The following is a 21,908-nucleotide window of genomic DNA, read 5'->3' as shown; positions in this document are numbered from 1 at the left end:
CGACACCCGTCACGCCCCTTGCGTCAGAACCCGTCCAACCGTTTGCCGAGTGTTCGGAACGGCGGTTAAGGAGGGCTTGTCCGCGCCTAAAGCGAGCCTGAGGCGAACTGCGCGACGAGCGCGGGTTCGTGCACGAAGAAGTGCCCGCCGGGCACCCGGTGCAGGGCGAACCCGGGTGCGCTGTAGCGCGCCCACGCGGCCATGTCCCCTTCGGACACCAGCGGGTCGTCCGCGCCGTGGAAGGCACGCACCGGGCAGGGCGCCGGACCGTCCGGCCGCTGGGTCGCGCACAGCGCCAGGTCGCGGCGGACGAGGCCGAGCGCGGCCGACAGCCAGTCCGGATAGCCGAGCAGCAGCGGTGACAGGCCGCCGAGATCGAGTACCGCCTGCTTCAGCTCGGCATCGGACGCGTCGTGCGCGGCCACCAGCCGGTTGCCGAGGTGCGGCGCCTTGCACGCGCCGACCATGAGCAGCCGGGGCACCGGCCGGCCGCGGACGGCCAGCCGCAGCGCGAGGTGGTAGGCGACGAGTGCGCCCATGCTGTGGCCGTAACACGCGAAGGGTTCGTCGAACACCTCCTCGAGGTGCACCTCGAGTTCGTCGACGAGCGACGCCATGTCCTTCGGGAGTTCGTCCCGGATCCGGCCTTCGCGCCCCGGCAACTGCACCGGCAGCACGTCGATACCGGGGCCGAACATCCCCCGCCAGCCCTTGAACACCGAAGCGGCGCCTCCCGCGTGCGGGAAGCAGAGCAGCCGCAGCGCCGCCCCGCCCGAAGGCGGGAACGGCAGGTAAGGGGTCGTGTCGATCTCGTTCGCGCGCATCCCTCATGCTGAGAGCGCCGGCTAAAGCCGCGCTAAGTGGGTGCGCATAAGAGCGGCTTTAGGACCGCTGCCTAGTTTCGGCGCAGGCAGCCGAACCGGAAGGGACACCCCGCTGATGGCGCGTTCGAAGTCGACCATGCTAGCCGCCGTCGTGGCCCTGGCCGCGGGGGCGGTCTCGTGCTCGTCGCCCGCCGCGGCGGAACCCGCGCCAGGGTGCAACGTGCTCGACAACCTCACCGAGAAGATCATTTCGGTCTCGCTCAACGAGATCGGCGGGCCCTACCCGGCCGTCGGCGACAGCGCCGTCTACCTGACCCGGTTCTACGACCCGGCGGGCAAGCTGGTCGGCACGGTGTACGGGAAGGCGAACATCCCGTTCAAGAACCCCGACGGGCACGTCATGGAGTACTCGGAGGAGCGGATCGAGCTCGACGGCGGGGTGGTGGAGACCGAAGGGTTCTACGACATCACCAAGGGCATCGCCGGCGAATGGCAGTTCCTGCCGGCGCTCGGCACCTCCGGCGGCTACCGCGACAAGCTGGGCAAGCGCTCGTTCCAGATCCTCAAGCCGAACGCCTTGCTCAACGCCAAGATCGAGCTCTGCCCGCCGGCGAAGGCGCACTAGGCGATGGCTGTGACACCTCGCCCCGGATGGGTGATCCTCGCGTCGTCGCTGCCGATGTTCATGGTGGCGCTGAACAACCTGGTCGTCACCAACGCCCTGCCGGAGATCGGGCAGAGCCTGGACACCGACGTTGCCGGGCTGCAGTGGGTGGTCAACGGCTATGTACTGGCCTTCGCCGGCCTGTTGCTCACCGGCGCCGCGCTGGGCGATCGTTACGGGCGGCGCCTGGTCTTCGTCGGTGGCATCGTGCTGTTCAGCCTCGGCTCGATCGCCTGCGCCCTGTCGGACAGCACGGTGACCCTCGTGCTGGCCCGGGTGGTGCAGGGAATGGGCGCGGCGGCGGTGCAGCCGCTGTCGCTCACGCTGCTGTCCGCGGCCGTCCCGCCGCACCGACGCAGCGCGGCGATCGGTTTGTGGGGCGGGGTGAACGGCCTCGGCATCGCACTGGGCCCGCTGATCGGTGGGGCGGTGACGGAAGGGATCGCCTGGCAGTGGATCTTCTGGATCAACCTGCCGGTCGGGATGGTCGCGATCCCGCTGGTGTTCTGGGCGGTGCGCGAGACGAAGGGCGCGGACCGCGGGCTCGATCTCCCGGGCGTGCTGCTGGTGACCGGCGCGGTCACCACGGCGGTGCTCGCGATCGTGCGTGCCGGGGACGACGGCTGGGCGTCGCCGCGCATCCTCGGGCTGGTCGCTGCCGCGGTGGTGCTGGCCGTGCTGTTCGTCGTGTGGGAGCAACGCGCCGCGAGTCCGCTGCTCCCCTTGGGTTTCTACCGGATCCGTGCGTTCGTGCTGACGAACCTCGTTTCGCTGGCGATGTTCTTCGGCGTGTTCGGCGGGATCTTCTTCCTCGCCCAGTTCATGCAGGGCCCGATGGGGTTCGCGCCGCTCGAAGCGGGCCTGCGCACGCTGCCGTGGACTGCAGCGCCGATGATCGTGGCGCCGCTCGCCGGGCTGATCACCGACCGCGTCGGTGGCGGCAGGCTGATGGCGCTCGGCCTGCTGCTGCAGGGCGGTGCCCTGGGCTGGATCGCCCTGATGGCGCGGATCGACCTGCCGTACGCGCACCTGGTTCCACCGCTGATCCTGGCCGGCATCGGGATGGGCTTGGCCCTGGCGCCTGCCACTGCGGTCGTGCTCGGTGCGGTGAGCCCGCAGGAGCACGGCAAGGCGTCCGGCGCCACCAACACCATCCGCGAGGTCGGCGGCGCGCTCGGCGTGGCGGTGCTGACCACGGTGTTCCGCGGCCCGCTCCGCACCACGACGATCTGGTCGCCGGTCGACTACGCCCACGCCTTCGTCGCCGGGATGACACCGGCCACCCTGGTCGGGGTCGCCGTCATCCTGGCCGGGTCGATCATCGCCCTGTTCATCCCGCGCTCACCCCCGAAGCCGGCCGCGGTGCTGACGGAACCGGCGGTGGGCAAGGAGCGGGCCCCGCTTTGACTTCGGCTGTGAACTGCCGTAGGTGCTTCCGGAAACCGGGGGGAATTACCCAGGCGCCGGCGATCCGGCGCCGATAACCTGGGCACTGTGAGGATTTCAGGCAGTATCGTGCTGCTCGGTTGCGCGGCCGTGGTCGCGTCATTCTGGCTCGTTCCCTCGGCCGCGGGTGACGCCGGGACGGACCGGCAGTCGGACACGCTCGCCGACGCGATCGGCTACCCGCGTCAGGCGGATGCCGCCGGGTTCGCCCGCGCCGCGCTGGCCACGCCGCTGGGGCGCAGCGAGAGCTTCAGCGTCCTGGAGGCCACGGACCTGCCCCACGACGACCCCCGGGATCCGATGGCCCGCCTGGTCTGGCGGATCCACCACGAGACGCCGGCCGAGGACTGGAACTTCGGCCCGGACACCTTCGACGCCTGCTACCGCGTCGAGTTCGACTACTACGGGACCTCGTCGGGACCGTCGCGGATCACCTGCCCGGCGAACGCCGCCGCGATCACCCCGCCGCCACTGCCGAGGCGGGACATCCCGCCCGAGTTCGCCCCGGCGCTCGAGGCCGTCCTGGGGCACCTGCCGGCCACGGCCGGCGTGGCGGAGGTCCGCGCGGCGCTGACCGCCGGGATGCCCGCGCCCCCGGTGGATCCCGAGACCCACCTGGCCGGGATCCCACCGCAGGTCTTCGTCCAGGTCCGGGGATCCGACGTCGGCGTGGCCCTGTTCGCCCGGACCGGCGTCGAGGACACGGACTGCATGATGGGCCGCCGGGTCGGTGGGGCGGTGCGGGTGTGGTCCCTCAGTGCGCGGGATCAGCGGATGGAGCTTCCGTGCAGCGCTGAAGCCGCTCTGGCCGCTCCGTAGCGGGCACCGTGAGGCTCAGTCCGCGCAGACGACGCCGCCCAGCGGGGCTGTACCTCAAAGTCGTTGAGCAACTCGGGTCGACGCAGGCCGCGGTCCGCCACGGTGGTCTCTATGCCCTGGAACGGGTCGCGCAGGACCTCACCGGCGCTACCCTGATCGACTCTCCTTGTCCGGCTGCAAGATCTCGAGATGGACGAGCTGCGGGTTGTAGCGCGCCAGCAGGTAGAAGGCGCGGGCCGCCATGGTCAAGCTGTCCAGCGATTCGAGGCCGCGGTCCATCGCGGCCAGCTCGAGGTCGGCACGAGCGACTTCCCAGCGTTGCGCGAACAGATCGAGGATCTTCTCGGAGGACAGGTCGTTCACGTGACGCTCCTGATGTTCGGTGAACACGCGGTCGTTCACCTCCCAGGCGAGCTGGACGATCTGTCGCGCGTCCTTCCAGCCGGGCTGGTCCTGCAGCTGCTGAATCGACAGCTCCTCCCAGGTCAGGCCGGGGTTGACCCGGAAACTGCGGACGAGGAACGTGATCAGCTGCTCGGTCGGGGCCAGGGTGTCGCGTTCGGTGCCGGTCAACCACTGCGCGAGGAACCCGAGCCGGGCCGGATCGGCCGGGAGCCGGTAGAGACCACGGTGCTCGCCGTGCCGGAGTGCGATGTGCGCCGGCGTCGGATCGCCGGCGGCAGGCGGGATCGGCCCGCATTCTTCGGCGCAAGCCGTCGCCAGAGCACGGAGAACGACCTCCCGGTGGAACCGGGGGTACTCAGCCGCGAACAGCTGGCAAGCACGCAGCGCTCCGAGGTGACCGTGGTGCGGGGAGTCACCGATGCCGAGGCCCGACGCGGCTGTTTGCCACAGGTAGAGGAAGGAGGTCCGGTTGACTGCGGGAACGTCGGGCGGCGGGGAGTGCTCGCCGCGGCTTGCCCGATGCAGGGCGTCGAGCAACAGCAGTGCGTCATCGCGTTTGGGGTCGAGACGGTGGGTGACGCAGTACTCCCGTATGTGGCGGACAGCCTCGGCGTCGATTCCCGCCTCCTTGCCGGCCGCGACGAGGCTGCCGTAGGAGCGGCGTCCGAAGGGCCAGCCGGCCAGTGTGGCGACCAGTCGTGCCGCGGTCGCGCTGTCACAGACACCGTCTTCCACCGCCCGGGAAAGGGTGGCCCGCATGCACACGAGTGGTTCCGAGAGCGGCCGGTGATCCTCTTCCGGCGTGCTGTGCAGCAGGGTGACTTCGTCGTCCGCCTCCAGCCGCCCGTCGCGGTAGTCCGCGTAGATCCGGCCGACTCCTTCCATGCCGAAGACGTCCAGTTCGGCGGCGCGAAGCGCGCCCATGCTGGCGGCGCCGAGGACCCGGAGGCCCTCGCTCAGCAACGCAAGGATTTCCTTGTGCCGGACGGCGCCGACCTGGTGGAAGTAGCCGTCGACGATGCCGACCACATCACCGGCGGTCAAGGACAGCCGCGGGAGGTCGCCCGCGGACACGGGTGGCAGCACCTCGACGGCCGAGTTCCGCACGAGATCGGCGGCGTCCGGCAGGCTCGGGCCGACGAAGAGGATGCATCGGGGCATGATCGTCCGCTCTGCTTGAGAAACCGGGTCGGCGTGGTGGTCAGTCTATCGCCTGCATGACCGACAGCAGCCGGTTGTCGACGGCGCTGTCCGCCGCCGCCGCGGGTTCGGCGCGCCCGGCCAGCAGGTGCAGGTAGGCGCGTTCGTCCGGGTCCAGCCGCAACGCGCGCGCCAGCCCGGCGAGGATACCGGTGGAGGGCTGCGGGCCACGGCCCTGCTCGAGCCGCTCGTAGTAGGTCGCGGACATGTTCGCCAGGCGCGCCACCTCGTCCCGGCGCAGTCCCGGTGTGCGGCGCCGTGGACCGACCTGCAACCCCACCGCCTGTGGGGATAAGGCATCACGCCGCCGACGCAGGAAATCGGCCAACGTCTCTCGCATGGTCAACTCGCTGTCCTCCCGCATCGCGGCGATGCCCGGACCAGGGTGAACCTTCGTGGACCACGCTAGTGATCCGGCGACCCGGAAACGTCACTCCTGAGTGGACAGCCGGATGTGGCTCTCGTGGGGGACAAGTGCGGACGGATGTCGCGCCGGCATCGGCGTCTCGTCGGTCTTGGCGCCGATGGCGTCGCAATCCGCAGCACCTCCTGCGGACTCGCTGCACCCGAGAACGGTGCCCACGACGGCAAGGCGCTTACCGGCGGCGGAGAAGCTCGGCAGGACGTCACGGTCAGGACAGGTGCGCGGACAGCAGCCAGGCCGGTGTGGACTTGCGGCCGTTGCCTTCGTCTCGGACGTCGCTGCCGGCGAAGTCCGTGAAGTCCGGGAAGCTGTCGGGGACGTTGGCGTGGATGCGGGCCGGCCGGATCTCGTCGATCGTCCAGTACGCGCCCACGACTTCCCGTAGTTCTTCCGCGGAGACCGGGTTGACCTTGCCTGAGGGCACGGTGGTGCTGTCGAAGACCAGCACGAAGTAGGACGCGCCGGGCGCTGCGGCGCGCACGATCGATTCCTGGTATCCCCGGCGCAGCGCGATCGGCATGGAGTGGAACAGGGTGCTGTCGACAATGGTGTCGAACCGGCCGTCGTAGCCGGTGAGGGTGCTGATGTCGGCGACCTCGAAGGTGGCGTTGTCCAGGCCGCGCCGGGCGGCTTCCGTTCGGGCGAGCGCGATGGCGGCGGGTGACTGGTCGACGCCGACGGCGGTGAAGCCGCGTTCGGCGAGGTGGAGTGATGTGGCGCCTTCGCCGCAGCCGGCGTCGAGGATCTCGCCGTGGAAGGCGCCGGTGTCGATGAGCGCGGCTATTTCGGGTTGTGGTTCGCCGATGCTCCAGGGGGGCGGGGAGCCTTGGCCCATTTCGGGAAGCTTGGCGGCGGTAGGCGGATTCGAACAGCGCGTCGTTCGGTGAGCTGGTCATGCGCCCAGAGTGTCAACCGGGTTGATATATGTCAACATGGTTGACATGGAGAGTCTTCGGGATGAGCCGCTCGGCTACCTGCTGCACCGGCTTACGGCGGCCTTGCGCGCGGAGGTGGCCGCGACCGTGCTCGAGCCGTCGCGGTTGTCGGCGCCGGAGTACCTTTGCCTGCGGATGTTGCTGCCGTCGCCGAAGTCGAACGCCCAGTTGGCACGTGAGGCGCAGGTGTCACCGCAGGCGATGAACAAGGTGGTGCGCGAGCTGCAGGATCGCGGCCTGGTGGCGCGACCGGCCGCGGTGTCGTCCGGGAGATCGTTGCCTGCCACGTTGACGCGCGAGGGCGTGGCCACACTCGCGCGCCTCGACCCCAAGGTGGCCGAGGCCGAAGATCGGGTCTTGGTCCAGCTCGACGAACGGGATCGGCGTGAGCTCCGCAGACTCCTGGTCGCCGCCGGCGGGGGCGTGTCCCGGCGGTGATCGTCTCGGGGCGCAACCACGCGAGCGTCGGCGTGGGGAGAGCTTCCAGGCAAGGTGTTACCGAGCGCTGTGCTGGACCGGATCGACACCATGACCACAGCAAAAAGCGGGTCCCCGCAGCTGTGAGCTGCGGAAACCCGCTGTCCGTCGGGCTGACAGGATTCGAACCTGCGACCCCTTGACCCCCAGTCAAGTGCGCTACCAAACTGCGCCACAGCCCGGACCCGCACTCGCTGAGTGCGTGAGAAGTACTCTAGCGCGCTCTCCGAAGGGCCCTGCAACCAGGGTCCGCGGTCCTTCTGACCTGCGGAAACACGCGGACAGGACCGTAGCCCGCGATCAAGCCGCGTCGGCTGCGTGGGTCCGGGTCTGTCAACGCGATGCCCATCGGGTGGTGAGCCCAAGGAAGGTGTTCAGTCCGCCGAACAGGGGCGTTCGGCGGGCTGAACGAACACCTCAGCCGAGCCCGGTGGTCACCGCGTTCATCAACGCGCCCGTGTCGCCCGACATCTCCCATGCCATCACTCCGAGCAAGCCGCGCGACTTGAGCCACGTGGTCTTCAGCCCGATCGACCAGGCGTCGTCGAACGTCCACCACTGGCCGCCGTTGCCCGTGTAGCACGAGGTTGCCACCGCCGCCGTGTCGTGGTGGACCGTGCAGCCCGGTACGCCCGCCACCAGGTTCGCGTAGCCGCGGGTGCCCGCTTCCTCGGCGAACTGGCCCGGCGCCGCGCCGGCTGCCGACTGCCACTCGCCGCTCTTTCCGCCGTCGGCGACGCCCTGCCAGCCGCGGCCGTAGAACGCCAGGCCGAGTGTCAGCCGCCGTGGGTCGACGCCCGCGCTCGTGTACGCGTTGATCGCGCTTTCCGCACTGAAGTGGAAGTTGTACGGGTCGTCCGCGTCGGCGTACAGGTTGGCCTGGTGGCCGGTGCGGTTCGGCTCCCACGAATTGTCGCTGCCCGACCCGTGGAAGTCGTAGCCCTGCACGTTCGCGACGTCCAGGTAGGTGAAGATCTTGGAGACGTCCCAGCCCGAAGCGACCTTCGCCGGATCGGCCGGGGTGAACGCGTGCAGCTGGTACCGCTTGCCGGTGGTTGCGCCGTAGGCGTCCAGCTGCGTGCGGAACTCCGCCATCAGCGCGGTCAGATTGGCCTTGTCGTTCGGGCTCCAGTGGTTGCCCGGGTGGCCGTCGGCGCTGCCGGGCCACTCCCAGTCGAGGTCGATGCCGTCGAAGATGCCGGCCGCGGTACCCGGCCCGCCCGCGCCGCCGTAGGGCGCGATGTTGCCCTTGAGCCAGGTGTCCACACAGGACGAGACGAACTTCTTGCGCGACGCGTCGGTGGCCGCGACGTCGGAGAAGTACTTCGAATACGTCCAGCCGCCGAGCGAAACCAGCACCTTCAGGTTCGGGTGCTTCGCCTTGAGCTTCTTGAGCTGGTTGAAGTTGCCGCGCAGCGACTCCCAGCCGGTGTCGGCCACGCCGTCGACCGACTGCGCCGCCGCGAACGGCCGCGAGTAGTCGGCCTCGGCGTCACCCGCGCCGTCCCCCTGACCGGGGTCCTGGGGGTTGGCCGTGGTGCCCTTGGTGACCCCGGACAGGCAGGTCAGGTTCACCGGATCGATGTTCTCGAACGCGTACAGCAGATGCGTCAGCTTCGCCGCCGCACCCGACGTCTCGAGGTTCTTCACGAAGTACTGGCGCCCGTAGATGCCCCACTGCACGAAGTACCCGACCTTCGCGTAGCCCGAGACGATGTCGCCGGTCCGGGCGGTCACCGCGGCGCTCGGCGCCGACACGTTGTCGTAGCCGTCGCGGGCGCGCACCGTGAAGGTGTACGAAGTGGACGGTGCCAAACCGGTCACCACCGCTGATGTCGTGGTCACCGTCGTGGCCAAGGTGGACCCGCGATAGACGTCATAGCCGACCACGCCGGTGTTGTCGGTCGACGCCGTCCAGGCCAGGGAGACACTGCCCGCATCGGCGGCCGTCGAGCGCAGCCCGCTCGGTGCGGACGGCGGCTGAGTGTCATCGGACGGGTTGTTCGTCGTCACGGTCAGAGAAGTGCTCGCCGGGGAGGTGTTCCCCTTGGCGTCCTTGGCTTTGACCGTGAACGAGTAGGCCGTGCCCGGAGCGAGCCCGGACACCGTGGCGCTCGTCCCGGTCACCGACGCGGCCAGGGAAGTCCCCTGGTAGACGTCGTACCCGGTCACCGGAAGCGACCCAGGGGCCGACGCGTTCCACGCCAGCGCGGCCGTCTTGGTCGTCTTCGCGACCAGGCGCAGGTTCGCCGGCGCGCCCGGCGGGGTGTCCGGTGAACCGTCGCAGTTGGCGTTGTCGACGCGGCACTGCGTCGGCGTCGCGGCGGCGCTGAGCCGGAAAGTCGGGCTGTACGGGTAGGTGTTCCGGCCCGGCGCCAGCGTCGCGATGTAGTAGGCGGGGGTCAGCGTGACCTGGGTGCCGTCCTGCGTCACCGTGCCGTTTTCGCCGGTCGAGGCGGTGACGCCGGCGGGCAGCGTGAAGGTGATCGCCCAGTTGCTCACCGACGCGGTTCCGGTGTTGGCGACGGTGTAGGTGCCGGTGGTGCCGTTCATCGCCAGGGGGGCGGTCAGCGAACCGGCTGCGGCGGCGGGTGGTGCGAGCGCCGCGGTGCCGCCGAGTGCGATGAGCAAGGCCGCGAGTGCGGAGCGTAGTCGTGCGGGAGTGCGTCTCATGGCGGTTCTCCAAGCGGCACGAGGCGGGGACGATGTGGTCTAGACCACATCGAATGTAACCCGGTACGGGGAGAACCGCGCAGGCCCGAACGGCGGCAACCGGTGTCCGAACGGACGGTTAACGCCCCGAGAAGGTCGCTTTCCCCGGTCCGTCGGCGAGGAACGACTTCACCGCGTTGCGGAGGTCCTCGGTCTCGAAGAGCTCGGCCGCGATCGTCGTGATGTGCGCGTTCGCCTCGGGGACGCCGCCGGCCGAGAAGTGGTCGAGGACGCGTTTGGTCGCCGCGTGGGCGCGGGTCGGTCCCTCGGCCAGCCGGCGGGCGAACGACCGCGCCGCGTCGTCGAAACCCTCGCTCGGCAGGACGCGGTTGACGACGTTCCAGCGTTCCAGGGTCGCGGCGTCGTAGGTGTCGCCGGTCATCACGAACTCCTTGGCGCGCCCGACGCCGGCCCGCGCGGCGAGCCGCTGGGTGCCGCCCATCGTCGGCGTCAGGCCGACGACCTTCTCGACCAGGCCGAACTTCGCGCGTTCGGCGGCGAGAATGACATCGCAGGCCACGGCCACCTCGAACGCCCAGGTCAAGCACAGGCCGTGGGCGGCGAACACCGTCGGGAACGGCAGCGCCGCGATCCGGTCCGGCACCGCGAGCATCTCGTCGAAGAGCACCTTCGCCTCGGCGGGCGAGCCTTGGGCGTCGAACAGCGAGACGTCGACGCCGCCGCTGACGATCTTGCCTTCGGCGCGGATCAGCAGCGCCCGCGCGGGTTCGGCCTCCAGCTCGCCGATCGCCGAGGCGAGCGAGGACTGCAGCGAAGCCGTGTAGAGGTTCAACGGCGGAGCGTCGACGGTCAGGACGGCGAGCCCGCCGTCACGATCGAGGCGGACCTGCTCAGTCATTGCTCACCCTGCTTCTTCGGCTTCGACGATGTCGTCCCAATACTGCTGGGCCTCGGGACGCCAGTCGACGTGTTTGTGATGGAACAGTTCCGCCGCCTTCGTCCCGCTCCACTTCGCCGGGAGCAGCTCGGCGGGCAGCTGCGGGTCGAGGAAGGGGAACCGCCGCCATTCGTGGACGAGCTCGGTCTGCGCGCGCAGCACGGCGCGGCCGCCGGTGGGGTGCAGGCCGGTGAAGCGGTCGATGAAGTCCTCGTAGCGGTCCTTGAGGTCGGTCAGGTCCCAGGACCGGGCGACCATGGACTCCTGTTCGCCGACCTCGCCGTAGGCGGCGGTGAACGACATCGCCTGCGCCTCGAGGCCCAGGTCGTTGACGATCTGCTGGGCCTCGCGCTGCCGGGACAGGTCCGGGCTGACCCACACGCCGGCGACCGGCGAGCCGAAGCCCGCCCAGGTCAGGCGGGTGCGCAGCCGGTGCCGAAGGTCGCGCTTGGCCTCCGGCACGGAGACGATCAGCATCAGCCACTGCCCGTTCCAGTGGCGTTCCTCGCGGCCGAACGCGTAGATCCGATCGGCGCCCTCGGTCAGCAGGCGGCGCCCCGGCGGGGTCAGCGACCAGCGCACGCGGCGCCCGACTCGCTCGGAGACCACCCAGCCCTCGGCGGCGGAGCGGGCCAGCGCCTGCCGCGCGGACTTCTCCTCGATGTCGAGGATGCCCAGCACCTCGACCAGCATCGACGTCCAGACCGGTTTGTCCCGGGGCAGCGCGTACTCGCCGAGGACGGTCATCAGCAGTGACCGCGCGCTGGCGTGACTGACCTCGCGGCGCCGGCTCACCGTGGGCCGTGGCGCGGACGACCGGCCTTCCCTCGGCTTCGGCCTGCGGCCGAGGGTGACCGGGGGAGCGGGCTCGCCCATGCTGTTCACCGACCTCACTGCGCTGCGGGACTGACAACCGAACAGGGTACCCACAGTGAGTGATCAAAGCGCCACGGGACACACACAGCCGGTGGTTTTGACCTTGATCTGACAGTTCGCGACGGGGTCGTAGACTCGGTTACCTCATGAGCGCAACTCTCGTCGCGAAGGACCTGGCCGCCGGCCACGGTGACCGCACCCTCTTCTCCGGCCTCGATCTCGTCGTCGCGCCCGGGGACGTCGTCGGCCTGGTCGGGGTCAACGGCGCCGGCAAATCGACCCTCCTGCGGACCCTCGCCGGGCTCGCGAAGCCGGACAGCGGCGAGGTCCGGCTGAACCCGCCGGCCGCGACCGTCGGGCACCTGCCGCAGGAGCCGGAACGGCGCGAAGGCGAGTCGGTGCGGGCCTTCCTGGCGCGGCGCACCGGCGTCTCGGCGGCCCAGGCCGACCTCGACGAGGCGACCGAGGCACTCACCGCGGGCTCGCCGGGCGCGGACGACCAGTACGCGACGGCGCTCGACCGGTGGCTCGCCCTCGGCGGCGCCGACCTCGACGACCGGGCCGCCGAAGTGGCCGCCGACCTCGGCTTGGCCGTGGACCTGGACCAGCCGATGACGTCGCTCTCGGGCGGCCAAGCGGCGCGCGCGGGGCTCGCTTCGCTGCTTCTGAGCCGCTACGACGTCTTCCTGCTCGACGAGCCGACGAACGACCTCGACCTGGACGGCTTGGCCCGGCTGGAGCGGTTCGTCTCGGGTCTGCGCGCGGCGACCGTGCTGGTCAGCCACGACCGCGAGTTCCTGGCCAGGACCGTCGACCGCGTCGTCGAGCTGGACCTGGCCCAGCAGCAGGTGAACGTCTACGGCGGCGGGTACGAGGCGTACCTCGAGGAGCGCGAAGTCGCCCGGCGGCACGCGCGCGAAGAGTACGAGGAGTTCGCCGACACGAAGGCGTCGCTCGAGGCGCGCGGGCGGATGCAGCGGGCGTGGATGGAGAAGGGCGTCAAGAACGCCCGCCGGAAGCAGCCGGACAACGACAAGGCGGCGCGCAAGTTCCGCTCCGAGGCCACGGAGAAGCAGGCGTCGAAGGCGCGGCAGACCGACCGGATGATCGAGCGGCTGGAGGTCGTCGAGGAACCGCGCAAGGAGTGGGAGCTGCGGATGGAGATCGCCGCGGCCCCGCGGGCCGGGGCGGTGGTCGCGACTGCGCGTGGCGCGGAGGTCCGGCGGGGCGGGTTCACGCTCGGGCCGGTCGACCTGCAGATCGACTGGGCGGACAAGGTCGCGATCACCGGGGCGAACGGGTCGGGCAAGTCGACTTTGCTGGCGGCGCTGCTCGGCCGGGTGGCTCTGGACGCGGGGACGACCGCGCTGGGACCGGGCGTCGTGGTCGGCGAGGTCGACCAGGCGCGACGGCTGTTCCTGGGTGACGTCCCGCTCTTTTCGGCGTTCGCCCGCGAGGTACCGGAGCTGGCGGACGCGGAGGTGCGGACGCTGCTGGCGAAGTACGGCCTGAAGGCCGCGCACGTCATGCGCTCGGCGGCAACGCTCTCACCGGGCGAGCGGACGCGGGCGGCGCTCGCCTTGCTGCAGGCGCGCGGGGTCAACCTGCTGGTGCTGGACGAGCCGACCAACCATCTCGATCTGCCGGCGATCGAGCAGCTGGAGGCGGCGCTGGACAAGTACCCGGGGACGCTGCTGCTGGTCACGCATGATCGGCGGATGCTCGATGCTGTCCAGGTGACGCGCCGGTTGGTGGTTGAGGACGGGAAGGTCAGCGAGCTGTGATCTGCGGTGGTGCGGCTCTCGCCTCGACCCTCGACTCTCGGCGCTGGTGAGCAGTGCTCTCGCTTTGGAGCACTAGGTTGAGGTGGTTGTGAGCAGTGCTCTCAACGGTGAGCGGTGCTGGCTGTCGCGGGTGAGCAGCGCTCTCGAAAGCGAGCACAGCTCGCCGTTGGAGTGAGAGCGGCGCTCTCGAGTCGGAGCGCTGCCCGTTTTCGAGGGTGAGCGGTGCTCTCGAGGGTGAGCGCCTCACCCCTTTGTCGCCCCACCGGTCAAGCCCTTCACGAACTGCTTCTGCAGCGCCAGATAAAAGATCAACACCGGCAGCGTCGCCAGGAACATCAGCGCGAACACGCTCCCCAGATCAGCCTGGTACTGGCCGATCGACCGGTAGATGCCCGTCGTGATCGTTGTTCCCTGGCTGGGGCCCAAGATGATCAGCGGGTCGATGAAGTCGTTCCAGATCCACACGCCCAAGAAGATCAACACCGATGCCGTTGCCGGGCGGAGCAGGGGGAACACCACCCGCCAGAACACCTGCATGCGGCTCGCGCCGTCGAGCAGGGCCGCCTCCTCCAGCTCCACCGGCACGCCGCGGATGAACCCCGTGAACACGAACACCCCGAACGGCACGTAGTACCCCACGTTGAACAGGATCAGCCCCTGCAGGGTCGCCATCAAATGCGTCACGCGCAGGACGTCGGTGATCGGGATCAGGATGACCTGCGGCGGAATCATCAACCCGGCCAGCAGGACCAAGGTAAGCACCTTCGTCCACCGCTTGCCCGAGCGCGCCAGGTAGTGGCCGAGCATCGCGGACAACACCGTCAGGACCAGGATCGACAGCACCGTCACCACGACGCTGTTGGTCAAGCTGACCCAGAACAGCCCGTCCGGCCGGGTCAGCACCGCGCGGATGTTCGCCAACGTCGGCGGCAGCGGCAGCGACGCCGGCTCCTTCGCGATCAGCTCTCCCCGCTTGAACACGTTGGCCAGCACCAGATACAACGGCACGAAGAAGACCGCGCTGACCAGCAAGGCGACCGCCGGCCGCAGCGGCAACCGGGTCACAGGTCCACCTCCCGGCGGCGGAGGAAGTTCAGCACCACCGTCGTCACCAGCGCCACGATCACCAGCATCAGCACCGCCATCGCGGACGCGTACCCGACGTGGTTCGAGTCGAACCCCGTCTGCAGGACGTCGAACGCGATCGTCGCCGTGGCGCCGGAACCCGGGCCGCCGTTGGTGATCACCTTGACGTAGTCGTAGGTCTTGAACGCCGAGATCAGCAGCACCACCGTGTTGATCGTCAGCGACGGCGCCAGCAGAGGCCACGTCACCGCGCGGAACCGGCGCAACGGCCCCGCGCCGTCGATCTCCGCCGCCTCCAGCAGTTCCGGTGGCACCCCCTGCAGCCCGGCCAGGTAGACCACCACGCAGAACCCGAGCATCTGCCAGCACACGATCGACGCGACCGAGTACAGCGCCACGTCCGGATCGGACAGCCACCCCGGCGGGTGCGCGACACCCAGGCCGCGCAGCAGGCTGTCGAGCGGCCCCCGGTCGTCGAGCAGCCGGGACCAGACGATCGACACCACCACCGAGCTGAGGATCACCGGCGTGAAGAACACGCTCCGCAAAGCGTTGTACAGCCAGCCCTTCCGGTCCAGCAGCAGCGCCACGCCGAGACCCAGCACGTTGGGCACGACCACCACGATCAGCGTCAGGACCGTGGTCACCCGCAGCGCGGTGAGAAACTGCGCGTCGGTGAACAGCAGCCGGTAGTTGTCGAAGCCGACGAACTTCACCGGCGGGTGGAACGGGTTGTAGTTCGTCAGGCTGTAGCCGAAGCTGATCAGGATCGGCGCCATCACGAAACACAGGTACACGAGCACGCCCGGCGCGCCGAACGACGCGAAGTGCGCCAGCCGCGGCAAGACCGGCCGACGTCGGCGGCGGCGGGCAACCGGGCGGGGCGGGGCGGGGGGAGCGGCGACGGCGGTCAAGGACGTCAGCCCGCCTTCGCCCACTCGGTGTCCAGGAACGCGCACGCGTCGGCCACGGACTTGCGGCCGGTGATCACGTCCTGGGCGGCCTGGTCGACCTTGTCCTTCATCCCGGGCAGCAGCCCGTCGTCGGCGGTCTCCCAGCGGAACGCGTGCACCACGGCGTTCTGCTGCACGGCCTGGGTGTAGAGGTCGTAGCCGGCCTTGAACGTCGCCCCGACGCCGGGTGGCGGCGTGTAACCCTTGATCGCCGGGAACAGGCCGTCGGCCTTCACCGACGCGTCCAGCTGGTCCTTGTCGAGCTGAAAACCGAGGGCGAACTTCCGGGCGGCGTCGAGGTTCGCGGCCTTCGCGTTGACGATCATGCCACCGCCGGTGTAGGCGGGGACGACGAGTTTGCCGTTCTCGGTGGGAAAGTCGAAGACACCGACCTCGAAGTCGTGCTTCTTCGAGTCGGCGTTGGCGGCGAACCAGTTGCCCATCGGGTACATCGCGCCCTGGCCGTCGAGGAACGCCTGCTCGGTCGCCGCGTAGTCGCGGGACACGCTGGTCTTGTCCACGTACCCCTTCGCCGCGAGGTCGGCGAGCTTCGCGAACGCGTGCTGGAACGCGGGATCGGCGAACTTCACCTTGTCCTGACGGCGCTGGGTGAGCCAGTCCGGCATCGAGTCGTAGACCTCGGTGCTGACCAGTCCGGAGAGGATCATCGACGACGGGAAGCCGTCCTTGCCGCCGCCGATGGTGAACGGCGCGTACCCCTTGTCCTTGAGCTTGCCGGCGTCGGCGACGAGTTCGTCCCACGTCTTCGGCGGCGCCGCGATGCCCGCGTCGGCGAACATCTTCTTGTTGTAGTAGATCGGCGGGATGGTCTGGGTGTTCGCCGGCAGCTGGTAGTACTTGCCGTTGACCGGGTTGGCCTGCGGGAACTGGAAGTCCTTCAGCTCCTCGGGGGTCCACGCGTAGAGGTTGCCCGCCTCGGCGAAGCCGGCCGAGTCGACGGCGATCATCACGTCGGGGAACTGGCCCGACTGCAGGAGCTGCTTCGCGTACGACGTCCGCCCGTCGGCGGTCGGGGCGACGAGCTTCTTGACCTTGACGCCCGGGTTCTTGTCCGTGACGCGCTTGATGGCGGCGTCCCAGTAGGCCGGCGTGAGGTTCGGGGTTTCGAACGTCAGGAAGGTGATCTCCGCGTCGCCGCCACCGCCGGTGTTCGATCCGACCGAGCACGCGCTCACCGCCAGGAGCGCCGCTGCTCCCAGCGTCAGGAACCGTCTCATGACCGCCGCCTTCCGTCACCCACCATATGTGATGTATGAGGCATTCGATCGGACGTTTACGGGAGTGTCAAGCGTCGAATGCCGTCGAAAGTGCGGCGAACGGCCGGATAGATCAGATCTTTACGCGGTTGAGGCGGACGACTCTGCTGGCGAAGTCGCCGGTCGGGAGGCCGGGCGGCAATCCGCGGGCGAGGAGCACGGCTCCGCTGTGCGTGGCCCCGGAGTCCGGATCCAGGTACCGGTGAGCGGGATCGAGGCCGGCCAGCCGCAGGGGCCGCGCCGGCTCGCCGAAGTGCGCGGCCTGCCGGTACTCGAACACGACCACGCGATCGCCGTGCACGTACTGCAGCGCGGTCACGCCGTCGTCGGCCGGTGGCCGGAGCCGGTGCAGGGCGCCGTGCTGGACGACCGGCCGGATGTCCTTGTAAAGCGCCACGAGATCCCGCGCCGCGGCGAGGTCGTCGGCGGGCCAGTGCACGATGTCGCCGCCGAGGCCGAGCACGCCGGCCATGGCGACGTGGAACCGGAACTCGAGCGGCACCGAACGGGCCGTGACGAAATTGGGGTTGTCGGTGACCCAGGCCGCCATCGCGCGGGCGGGGTAGAGCTGGCCGTAGCCGTGCTGGATCCGCAGCCGGTCGAGCGCGTCGGTGTTGTCGGAGGTCCAGACCTGGTCGGTGCGGGCCAGCACGCCGAGGTCGATCCGGCCGCCACCGCCCGCGCAGGACTCGATCCGCAGCCCCGGGTGGTCCGCGCGCAGCCGGTCGAGCAGCGCGTACACCGCGCGGGTGTGCTCGACCCACAGCCGGTCCTGGTCGCTTTCGCCGGGCCAGCCCGCTTCGCTGAACGGCCGGTTCATGTCCCACTTGAGGAAGTCGACGCCGTGCTCGCCGACGAGCCGGTCGAGCCATTCGTGCGCCCACCCGGCGACGTCCGGGCGCGCGAAGTTGAGCACCAGCTGCCGCCGCAGCTCCGAGCGGCGCCGGTGCGGGTGGTGCAGCACCCAGTCCGGGTGGGCGCGGTAGAGGTCGCTGTCGGGGTTGACCATCTCGGGTTCGACCCAGATGCCGAACCGCATGCCGAGCCCGTGCACCGCATCGACGAGGGGCTTGAGCCCGTCGGGGAAGCGGGCGCGGTTGACCTGCCAGTCGCCGAGCCCGGCGTGGTCGCCGGTGCGCGCGCCGAACCAGCCGTCGTCCATCACGAACAGCTCGACGCCGAGCGCCGCCGCCCGCTCGGCCAGCGCGCGCTGCCCCGCCTCGGTGACGTCGAATCCGGTGGCCTCCCACGAGTTGTAGAGCACCGGGCGCAGTTCTTCCGGGTGGGGCAGGACGTGCTCGAGGACGTACGCGTGCCACGCGCGGCTCGCCGCGCCGAACCCGCCGTCGGTGTACAACCCGGCGGAAACCGGGGTGGTGAGCGGACGGCCCGGTCCGACGCGGTGGACGACGCCGTCCTGGCCGAAACCACCGCTGACCGTCAGCCGTCCGGTCGACGAACGGGTGGTGGTCAGGCGCCACGAGCCGCTCCAGGCCAGCGCGACGCCGTAGACCTCGCCGTGGCGCTCGGTCGCCGTGCCGTCGTCGACCATCACCCAGGGGTTGGCGTGGTGGCCGGTGATCCCGCGACGGCTCCCGAAGCCGGTTTCCCCGTGCGGCACCGGTGACCGGTGCAGCTGCGTCTCCGCCGCCCAGCGGCCGGTGACGTGGCTGAGCCGGTAGTCCTCGAAGACCGGCAACGCCCAGGTGGCCGAGTCGGCCCGGACGACCTCGACGTCGGTGTCGGCGCTCAGCTCGGTCCAGCGTTCGAGGACCGCGCCGCGCAGCCGGTAGTGCAGGGTGATCCGCAGCGGGTAGTGCCGGTCCTGGAAGAACAGCCGCAGGTGCCCGGCGGTGATCTCGTGGTCCTCGTACCGCCATTCGAGAGCTCGCGTCCCGTCGGCGAAGCGGACCTGCAGGGCGGGCGTCCAGTACCGGGTCCCGCCGTCGGCGGCCAGTTCAGCGAGTCCCTCGTTCGGATCGTTGAAGCCGTCCCACCAAGGAAGCGTTTTCCCGGCCAGCTCGACGACTTCGGCGTCGGACAGCGCGGGTCCCCAGTAGACGTGGGCCGGGACGTCGTCTTCGTCGAGCCGCAGCGCGTACGTGCTCGAGTTCCCGGTCAGCACCCACGTGCGGTGCTCGTCGAGGAAGCTGATCCCGGCCATGCGGGACATCCTGCTCACCGGCGCGGGCGCCGCCAAGAGATGTCCCGCTCACCGGTCACGGGCGGTCGGTGAGGTACCCGCCCATCGTCTTGAAGTACTCGTGCGCGGGCAGATCGGTCCCGTCGGCGGTGCGGACGCGCTCGACCAGCAGGCCGGGGGACTGTCCGCGGCGGGCGTCCGGCCCGGCGACGATCACCACGCCGTCGCCCTCGCGGATGAAGATCCGGCCCGGCGTGCCGCCGTAGTGGCCCTGCGACACGGAAGCCTTGATGATCCGCAGCTCCTCGCCGCGGTGGTAGGCGAAGGCGTTCGGGTACGGGTCCGACAGCGCGCGCACGAACCGCTCGAGGTCCTCCGGTGGCAGCGTCCAGTCGATCAAGCTGTCCCGCTTGGCTCGCTTGTGGAAGAAGCTGGCCTTCGACCGGTCCTGCGGCACCGGCGTGTAGCCGGTCTCGATCAGGGAGATGGCTTCGGCGGTGATCGGCGCGATGAGGTCGACCGTGCGGTGGAAGAGGTCGGTCGTGGTGTCGGCCGGCCCGACCGGGATCGCGCGCTGCAGCACGATGTCGCCGGCGTCGAGCTCGCCGTCCATCATGTGGGCGGTGACGCCGACCTCGGGCTCGCCGTTGATCACGGCCCAGATGAGCGGTGAGAAGCCCGCGTAGGCCGGCAGCAGCGAGTCGTGGATGTTCAGGGTGCCGTGGCGCGGCAGCTCGAAGATCTCCGGCGGCAGCCAGGTCCGCCAGTTGTTCGCCACGATCAGGTCGAGGTCCGCCGCCTTCAGCTCGGCCAGCAGTTCGGCGTCGTCGGGGCGGGTGCGCAACAGGACCCGGATGCCGTTCTCCTCGGCGAGGTCGGCGACCGAATCGGCCCAGATCCGCTCGTAGGCGTGGTCGCTCTTCGGGTGCGTGACCACGAGGGCGACCTCGTGGCCGGCGTCGATGAGCGCCCGCAGGGTCCGGTGCCCCCAGGTCTGGTAGCCGAACATCGCCACGCGCATTCGAGAGTGCCTTTCATGATCGGGGGACGAACATCACCACGAACGTACTAGGCGAGGCTCGCCTAAGTTAGGTTAGGGTTCCCTGAACCGTACCGGAGCACGCGAGGGAGCAACATGGCTGCAGAGGTCCCGATCTACGACATCGTCGGCGTGGGCTTCGGGCCGTCGAACCTCGCGCTCGCGATCGCCCTCGCCGAGCACAACGACGCGGGCGCCGGGGAGCCGGTGACCGCGCACTTCCTCGAGCGGCAGCCGCGCTTCGGCTGGCACCGCGGGATGCTGATCGACACCGCGACCATGCAGGTGTCGTTCCTCAAGGACCTGGTCACCATGCGGAACCCGACCAGTGAGTTCAGCTTTCTCAACTACCTGCACGCGGCCGGGCGGCTGGTCGACTTCATCAACCACAAGAACCTCTTCCCGCTGCGGGTCGAGTTCCACGACTACTTCGAGTGGGCGGCCGCCAAGGTCGACGACGTCGTCTCCTACGGCACCGAGGTCGTCTCCGTGACTCCGGTGTACGACGGTTCCGAAGTCGCCTACTTCGACGTCCGGGCCTCGGACGGCTCCTGCCTGCGCGCCCGGAACCTGGTGATGGGCACGGGGCTGCGGCCGCAGCTGCCCGACGGCGTCACCTCCGGTGCCCGGATCTGGCACAACAGCGAACTGCTCTTCCGCGTGGACGCGCTGCGCGGTGCCGACCCGAAGCGGTTCGTCGTGGTCGGTGCCGGGCAGAGCGCGGCCGAGGTCGCCGCCTTGCTGCACGAGGAGTTCCCCCGCGCCGAGGTGTGCGCGGTGTTCGCCCGCTACGGCTACAGCCCGGCCGACGACAGCTCGTTCGCCAACCGCATCTTCGACCCGGAAGCCGTCGACCAGTTCTACCGCGCGGGCGAGCCGGTGAAGGACCGCCTGATGCGCTACCACGGTGCCACGAACTACTCGGCCGTCGACATCGACCTGATCGACGAGCTCTACCGCCGGGTCTACCGCGAGAAGGTGCTGGGCGTGGAACGGTTGCGGCTGTTCAACGTCTCCCGCCCGGTCGAGGTGACCGACACCGGAACGGTGACGGTCGAGTCGCTGACGACGGGCGAGCGCACGGTCCTGGAGGCCGACGCGGTCGTCTACGCCACGGGGTACCGGCCCGCGGACCCGACGCCGCTGCTCGGCGAACTGGGCCCGCGGTGCCTGCGCGACGAAGAAGGCCGGCTCCGCGTCGAACGCGACTACCGGCTGGCGACCGAACCGCCCCTGCGCGGCGGGATCTACCTGCAGGGCGGGACCGAGCACACCCACGGCATCACGTCGTCGCTGCTGTCGAACACCGCGATGCGGGTGGGGGAGATCCTGCAGTCCGTCGTGGACCGCCGGGTGGTCGCGGAGCCGGCCGGGGAGTTCGCGGTCAGCGCGCGCTGAGCTGCTCCCGGAGGATGTCGCCGTGGCCGGTGTGGCGGGCGAGTTCCTCGATCAGGAACAGGTAGACGAACCGGAGGGTGACCTCGCCGACGACCGGGTGCGTCCACCGGTCGTCGAGCGAGAAGCCCGCCGCGATCTCGCGTGAGCGCGCGCTGGTCCGCTCGTACTCGGCGATCACGTCGTCGACCGTTTCCTCGTCGGTGACCACGAAACTGGGATCTCCGGGGGTAGATGGCCCGTCGATCTCGGCCTCGTCGAGCCCGGCGATGAGCCACTGGAACCAGCGGCGCTCGGCGACGGCGGCGTGCTTGACCAGGGCGATCGGCGTGGTCAGGGACGGGACCAGCCGGCGCCGGGCGTCCGCTTCCGACAGGCCGCGCGCGTTCTCGACGAGCGCGAGGCGGCCGCGATCGAGCATGGCCTCCAGCAGTTCGCGTTCGGAGCCGGTGGTCTTTTCGGGCAGCACGTACACGGCAGTCAGCTTCCTTGGTGGGGGATTCGGCCGGATCGGTCCTCGGAGACGGTGAGGAAGGCCGGGCCCCAGGATA

Annotated in this window: 19 protein-coding genes and 1 tRNA gene; 6 read left to right on the top strand and 14 right to left on the bottom strand. The window is 69.9% G+C overall.

Features of this window, described 5'->3' with window-relative positions; translation table 11 throughout:
* Window positions 1-86: 86 nt before the first annotated feature.
* The gene (locus tag QRY02_RS15430) at window positions 87-824 is read right to left on the bottom strand and encodes a thioesterase II family protein (protein ID WP_285992207.1); all 738 of its coding nucleotides are present in this window, start codon (window positions 822-824) and stop codon (window positions 87-89) included.
* Window positions 825-939: 115 nt separating this feature from the next.
* Between QRY02_RS15430 and QRY02_RS15425 the strand changes: the two genes are divergently transcribed.
* The 3 genes from QRY02_RS15425 to QRY02_RS15415 all read left to right on the top strand — a co-directional run bounded on the left by QRY02_RS15425 (window position 940) and on the right by QRY02_RS15415 (window position 3,753).
* The gene (locus tag QRY02_RS15425; RefSeq protein ID WP_285992206.1) at window positions 940-1,449 is read left to right on the top strand and encodes an allene oxide cyclase barrel-like domain-containing protein; all 510 of its coding nucleotides are present in this window, start codon (window positions 940-942) and stop codon (window positions 1,447-1,449) included.
* A 3-nt stretch (window positions 1,450-1,452) separates the two neighbouring features.
* Complete coding sequence (locus QRY02_RS15420) at window positions 1,453-2,895, top strand: MFS transporter (RefSeq protein WP_285992205.1); 1,443 nt, start codon at window positions 1,453-1,455, stop codon at window positions 2,893-2,895.
* Window positions 2,896-2,982: 87 nt separating this feature from the next.
* Window positions 2,983-3,753, top strand: coding sequence for a hypothetical protein (locus QRY02_RS15415; RefSeq protein WP_285992204.1), 771 nt, complete (start codon window positions 2,983-2,985; stop codon window positions 3,751-3,753).
* A 147-nt stretch (window positions 3,754-3,900) separates the two neighbouring features.
* Here the strand turns inward: QRY02_RS15415 and QRY02_RS15410 are convergent, their stop codons facing one another.
* The 3 genes from QRY02_RS15410 to QRY02_RS15400 all read right to left on the bottom strand — a co-directional run bounded on the left by QRY02_RS15410 (window position 3,901) and on the right by QRY02_RS15400 (window position 6,617).
* Window positions 3,901-5,187, bottom strand: a complete 1,287-nt coding sequence (locus QRY02_RS15410; RefSeq protein ID WP_285992203.1) for a TfuA domain-containing protein — start codon at window positions 5,185-5,187, stop codon at window positions 3,901-3,903.
* Between the two features lie 172 nt (window positions 5,188-5,359).
* The gene (locus QRY02_RS15405) at window positions 5,360-5,638 is read right to left on the bottom strand and encodes a helix-turn-helix domain-containing protein (RefSeq protein ID WP_502874207.1); all 279 of its coding nucleotides are present in this window, start codon (window positions 5,636-5,638) and stop codon (window positions 5,360-5,362) included.
* Window positions 5,639-5,990: 352 nt separating this feature from the next.
* Window positions 5,991-6,617 (bottom strand): class I SAM-dependent methyltransferase, encoded by a 627-nt coding sequence (locus QRY02_RS15400; protein WP_285992202.1) that lies wholly within the window; start codon window positions 6,615-6,617, stop codon window positions 5,991-5,993.
* 97 nt (window positions 6,618-6,714) lie between these two features.
* Here QRY02_RS15400 and QRY02_RS15395 point away from each other — a divergent pair, with 97 nt between their 5' ends.
* Window positions 6,715-7,155 (top strand): MarR family winged helix-turn-helix transcriptional regulator, encoded by a 441-nt coding sequence (locus QRY02_RS15395; protein WP_285992201.1) that lies wholly within the window; start codon window positions 6,715-6,717, stop codon window positions 7,153-7,155.
* 147 nt (window positions 7,156-7,302) lie between these two features.
* On the opposite strand, the gene QRY02_RS15390 is transcribed toward QRY02_RS15395, so the two are convergent.
* From QRY02_RS15390 to QRY02_RS15375, 4 genes are all read right to left on the bottom strand, one after another.
* Window positions 7,303-7,376: transfer RNA gene (locus QRY02_RS15390), tRNA-Pro, on the bottom strand.
* A 235-nt stretch (window positions 7,377-7,611) separates the two neighbouring features.
* Complete coding sequence (locus QRY02_RS15385) at window positions 7,612-9,825, bottom strand: glycosyl hydrolase family 18 protein (protein WP_285993843.1); 2,214 nt, start codon at window positions 9,823-9,825, stop codon at window positions 7,612-7,614.
* Window positions 9,826-9,985: 160 nt separating this feature from the next.
* A complete protein-coding gene (locus QRY02_RS15380) occupies window positions 9,986-10,765 on the bottom strand; it encodes an enoyl-CoA hydratase/isomerase family protein (RefSeq protein ID WP_285992200.1) in 780 nt (259 codons plus the stop codon).
* Between the two features lie 3 nt (window positions 10,766-10,768).
* Entirely contained in the window at window positions 10,769-11,680 is a 912-nt protein-coding gene (locus QRY02_RS15375) for a PaaX family transcriptional regulator (RefSeq protein ID WP_285992199.1), read from the bottom strand.
* A gap of 146 nt (window positions 11,681-11,826) precedes the next feature.
* Between QRY02_RS15375 and QRY02_RS15370 the strand changes: the two genes are divergently transcribed.
* A complete protein-coding gene (locus QRY02_RS15370; RefSeq protein ID WP_285992198.1) occupies window positions 11,827-13,464 on the top strand; it encodes an ABC-F family ATP-binding cassette domain-containing protein in 1,638 nt (545 codons plus the stop codon).
* 243 nt (window positions 13,465-13,707) lie between these two features.
* Here QRY02_RS15370 and QRY02_RS15365 read toward each other — a convergent pair whose 3' ends face one another.
* From QRY02_RS15365 to QRY02_RS15345, 5 genes are all read right to left on the bottom strand, one after another.
* Window positions 13,708-14,529 (bottom strand): carbohydrate ABC transporter permease, encoded by an 822-nt coding sequence (locus QRY02_RS15365; RefSeq protein WP_285992197.1) that lies wholly within the window; start codon window positions 14,527-14,529, stop codon window positions 13,708-13,710.
* Window positions 14,526-15,488: a carbohydrate ABC transporter permease gene (locus QRY02_RS15360; RefSeq protein WP_353069121.1), complete on the bottom strand. Its 963-nt coding sequence runs from the start codon at window positions 15,486-15,488 to the stop codon at window positions 14,526-14,528. The genes QRY02_RS15365 and QRY02_RS15360 overlap by 4 nt, the downstream gene beginning before the upstream one ends.
* Window positions 15,470-16,741 carry an extracellular solute-binding protein gene (locus QRY02_RS15355; RefSeq protein WP_285992195.1) on the bottom strand — a complete coding sequence of 424 codons (1,272 nt, stop codon included), beginning with the start codon at window positions 16,739-16,741 and terminating at the stop codon, window positions 15,470-15,472. The genes QRY02_RS15360 and QRY02_RS15355 overlap by 19 nt, the downstream gene beginning before the upstream one ends.
* Before the next feature lie 112 nt (window positions 16,742-16,853).
* Window positions 16,854-18,944, bottom strand: a complete 2,091-nt coding sequence (locus QRY02_RS15350) for an alpha-galactosidase (RefSeq protein ID WP_285992194.1) — start codon at window positions 18,942-18,944, stop codon at window positions 16,854-16,856.
* A gap of 55 nt (window positions 18,945-18,999) precedes the next feature.
* A complete protein-coding gene (locus QRY02_RS15345) occupies window positions 19,000-19,944 on the bottom strand; it encodes a methionyl-tRNA formyltransferase (RefSeq protein ID WP_285992193.1) in 945 nt (314 codons plus the stop codon).
* 114 nt (window positions 19,945-20,058) lie between these two features.
* Between QRY02_RS15345 and QRY02_RS15340 the strand changes: the two genes are divergently transcribed.
* Entirely contained in the window at window positions 20,059-21,360 is a 1,302-nt protein-coding gene (locus QRY02_RS15340) for a lysine N(6)-hydroxylase/L-ornithine N(5)-oxygenase family protein (protein ID WP_285992192.1), read from the top strand.
* Here the strand turns inward: QRY02_RS15340 and QRY02_RS15335 are convergent.
* Window positions 21,347-21,832, bottom strand: coding sequence for a DinB family protein (locus tag QRY02_RS15335; RefSeq protein WP_285992191.1), 486 nt, complete (start codon window positions 21,830-21,832; stop codon window positions 21,347-21,349). The two genes, QRY02_RS15340 and QRY02_RS15335, sit on opposite strands and share 14 nt — an antisense overlap.
* Window positions 21,833-21,908 lie beyond the last annotated feature (76 nt).

This window comes from Amycolatopsis sp. DG1A-15b (genome assembly GCF_030285645.1).
Taxonomy (GTDB): Bacteria; Actinomycetota; Actinomycetes; order Mycobacteriales; family Pseudonocardiaceae; genus Amycolatopsis.
This window is presented reverse-complemented; position numbering and strand designations above follow the sequence as displayed.

What these genes read in the sequence shown, in the direction of transcription:
- QRY02_RS15370 (WP_285992198.1), top strand. Translation starts at nt 11,827, where the DNA reads ATGAGCGCAACTCTCGTCGCGAAGGACCTGGCCGCCGGCCACGGTGAC.
- QRY02_RS15400 (WP_285992202.1), bottom strand. Translation starts at nt 6,617, where the DNA reads ATGGGCCAAGGCTCCCCGCCCCCCTGGAGCATCGGCGAACCACAACCC.
- QRY02_RS15375 (WP_285992199.1), bottom strand. Translation starts at nt 11,680, where the DNA reads ATGGGCGAGCCCGCTCCCCCGGTCACCCTCGGCCGCAGGCCGAAGCCG.
- QRY02_RS15355 (WP_285992195.1), bottom strand. Translation starts at nt 16,741, where the DNA reads ATGAGACGGTTCCTGACGCTGGGAGCAGCGGCGCTCCTGGCGGTGAGC.
- QRY02_RS15380 (WP_285992200.1), bottom strand. Translation starts at nt 10,765, where the DNA reads ATGACTGAGCAGGTCCGCCTCGATCGTGACGGCGGGCTCGCCGTCCTG.
- QRY02_RS15340 (WP_285992192.1), top strand. Translation starts at nt 20,059, where the DNA reads ATGGCTGCAGAGGTCCCGATCTACGACATCGTCGGCGTGGGCTTCGGG.
- QRY02_RS15350 (WP_285992194.1), bottom strand. Translation starts at nt 18,944, where the DNA reads ATGGCCGGGATCAGCTTCCTCGACGAGCACCGCACGTGGGTGCTGACC.
- QRY02_RS15420 (WP_285992205.1), top strand. Translation starts at nt 1,453, where the DNA reads ATGGCTGTGACACCTCGCCCCGGATGGGTGATCCTCGCGTCGTCGCTG.
- QRY02_RS15430 (WP_285992207.1), bottom strand. Translation starts at nt 824, where the DNA reads ATGCGCGCGAACGAGATCGACACGACCCCTTACCTGCCGTTCCCGCCT.
- QRY02_RS15425 (WP_285992206.1), top strand. Translation starts at nt 940, where the DNA reads ATGGCGCGTTCGAAGTCGACCATGCTAGCCGCCGTCGTGGCCCTGGCC.
- QRY02_RS15345 (WP_285992193.1), bottom strand. Translation starts at nt 19,944, where the DNA reads ATGCGCGTGGCGATGTTCGGCTACCAGACCTGGGGGCACCGGACCCTG.
- QRY02_RS15395 (WP_285992201.1), top strand. Translation starts at nt 6,715, where the DNA reads ATGGTTGACATGGAGAGTCTTCGGGATGAGCCGCTCGGCTACCTGCTG.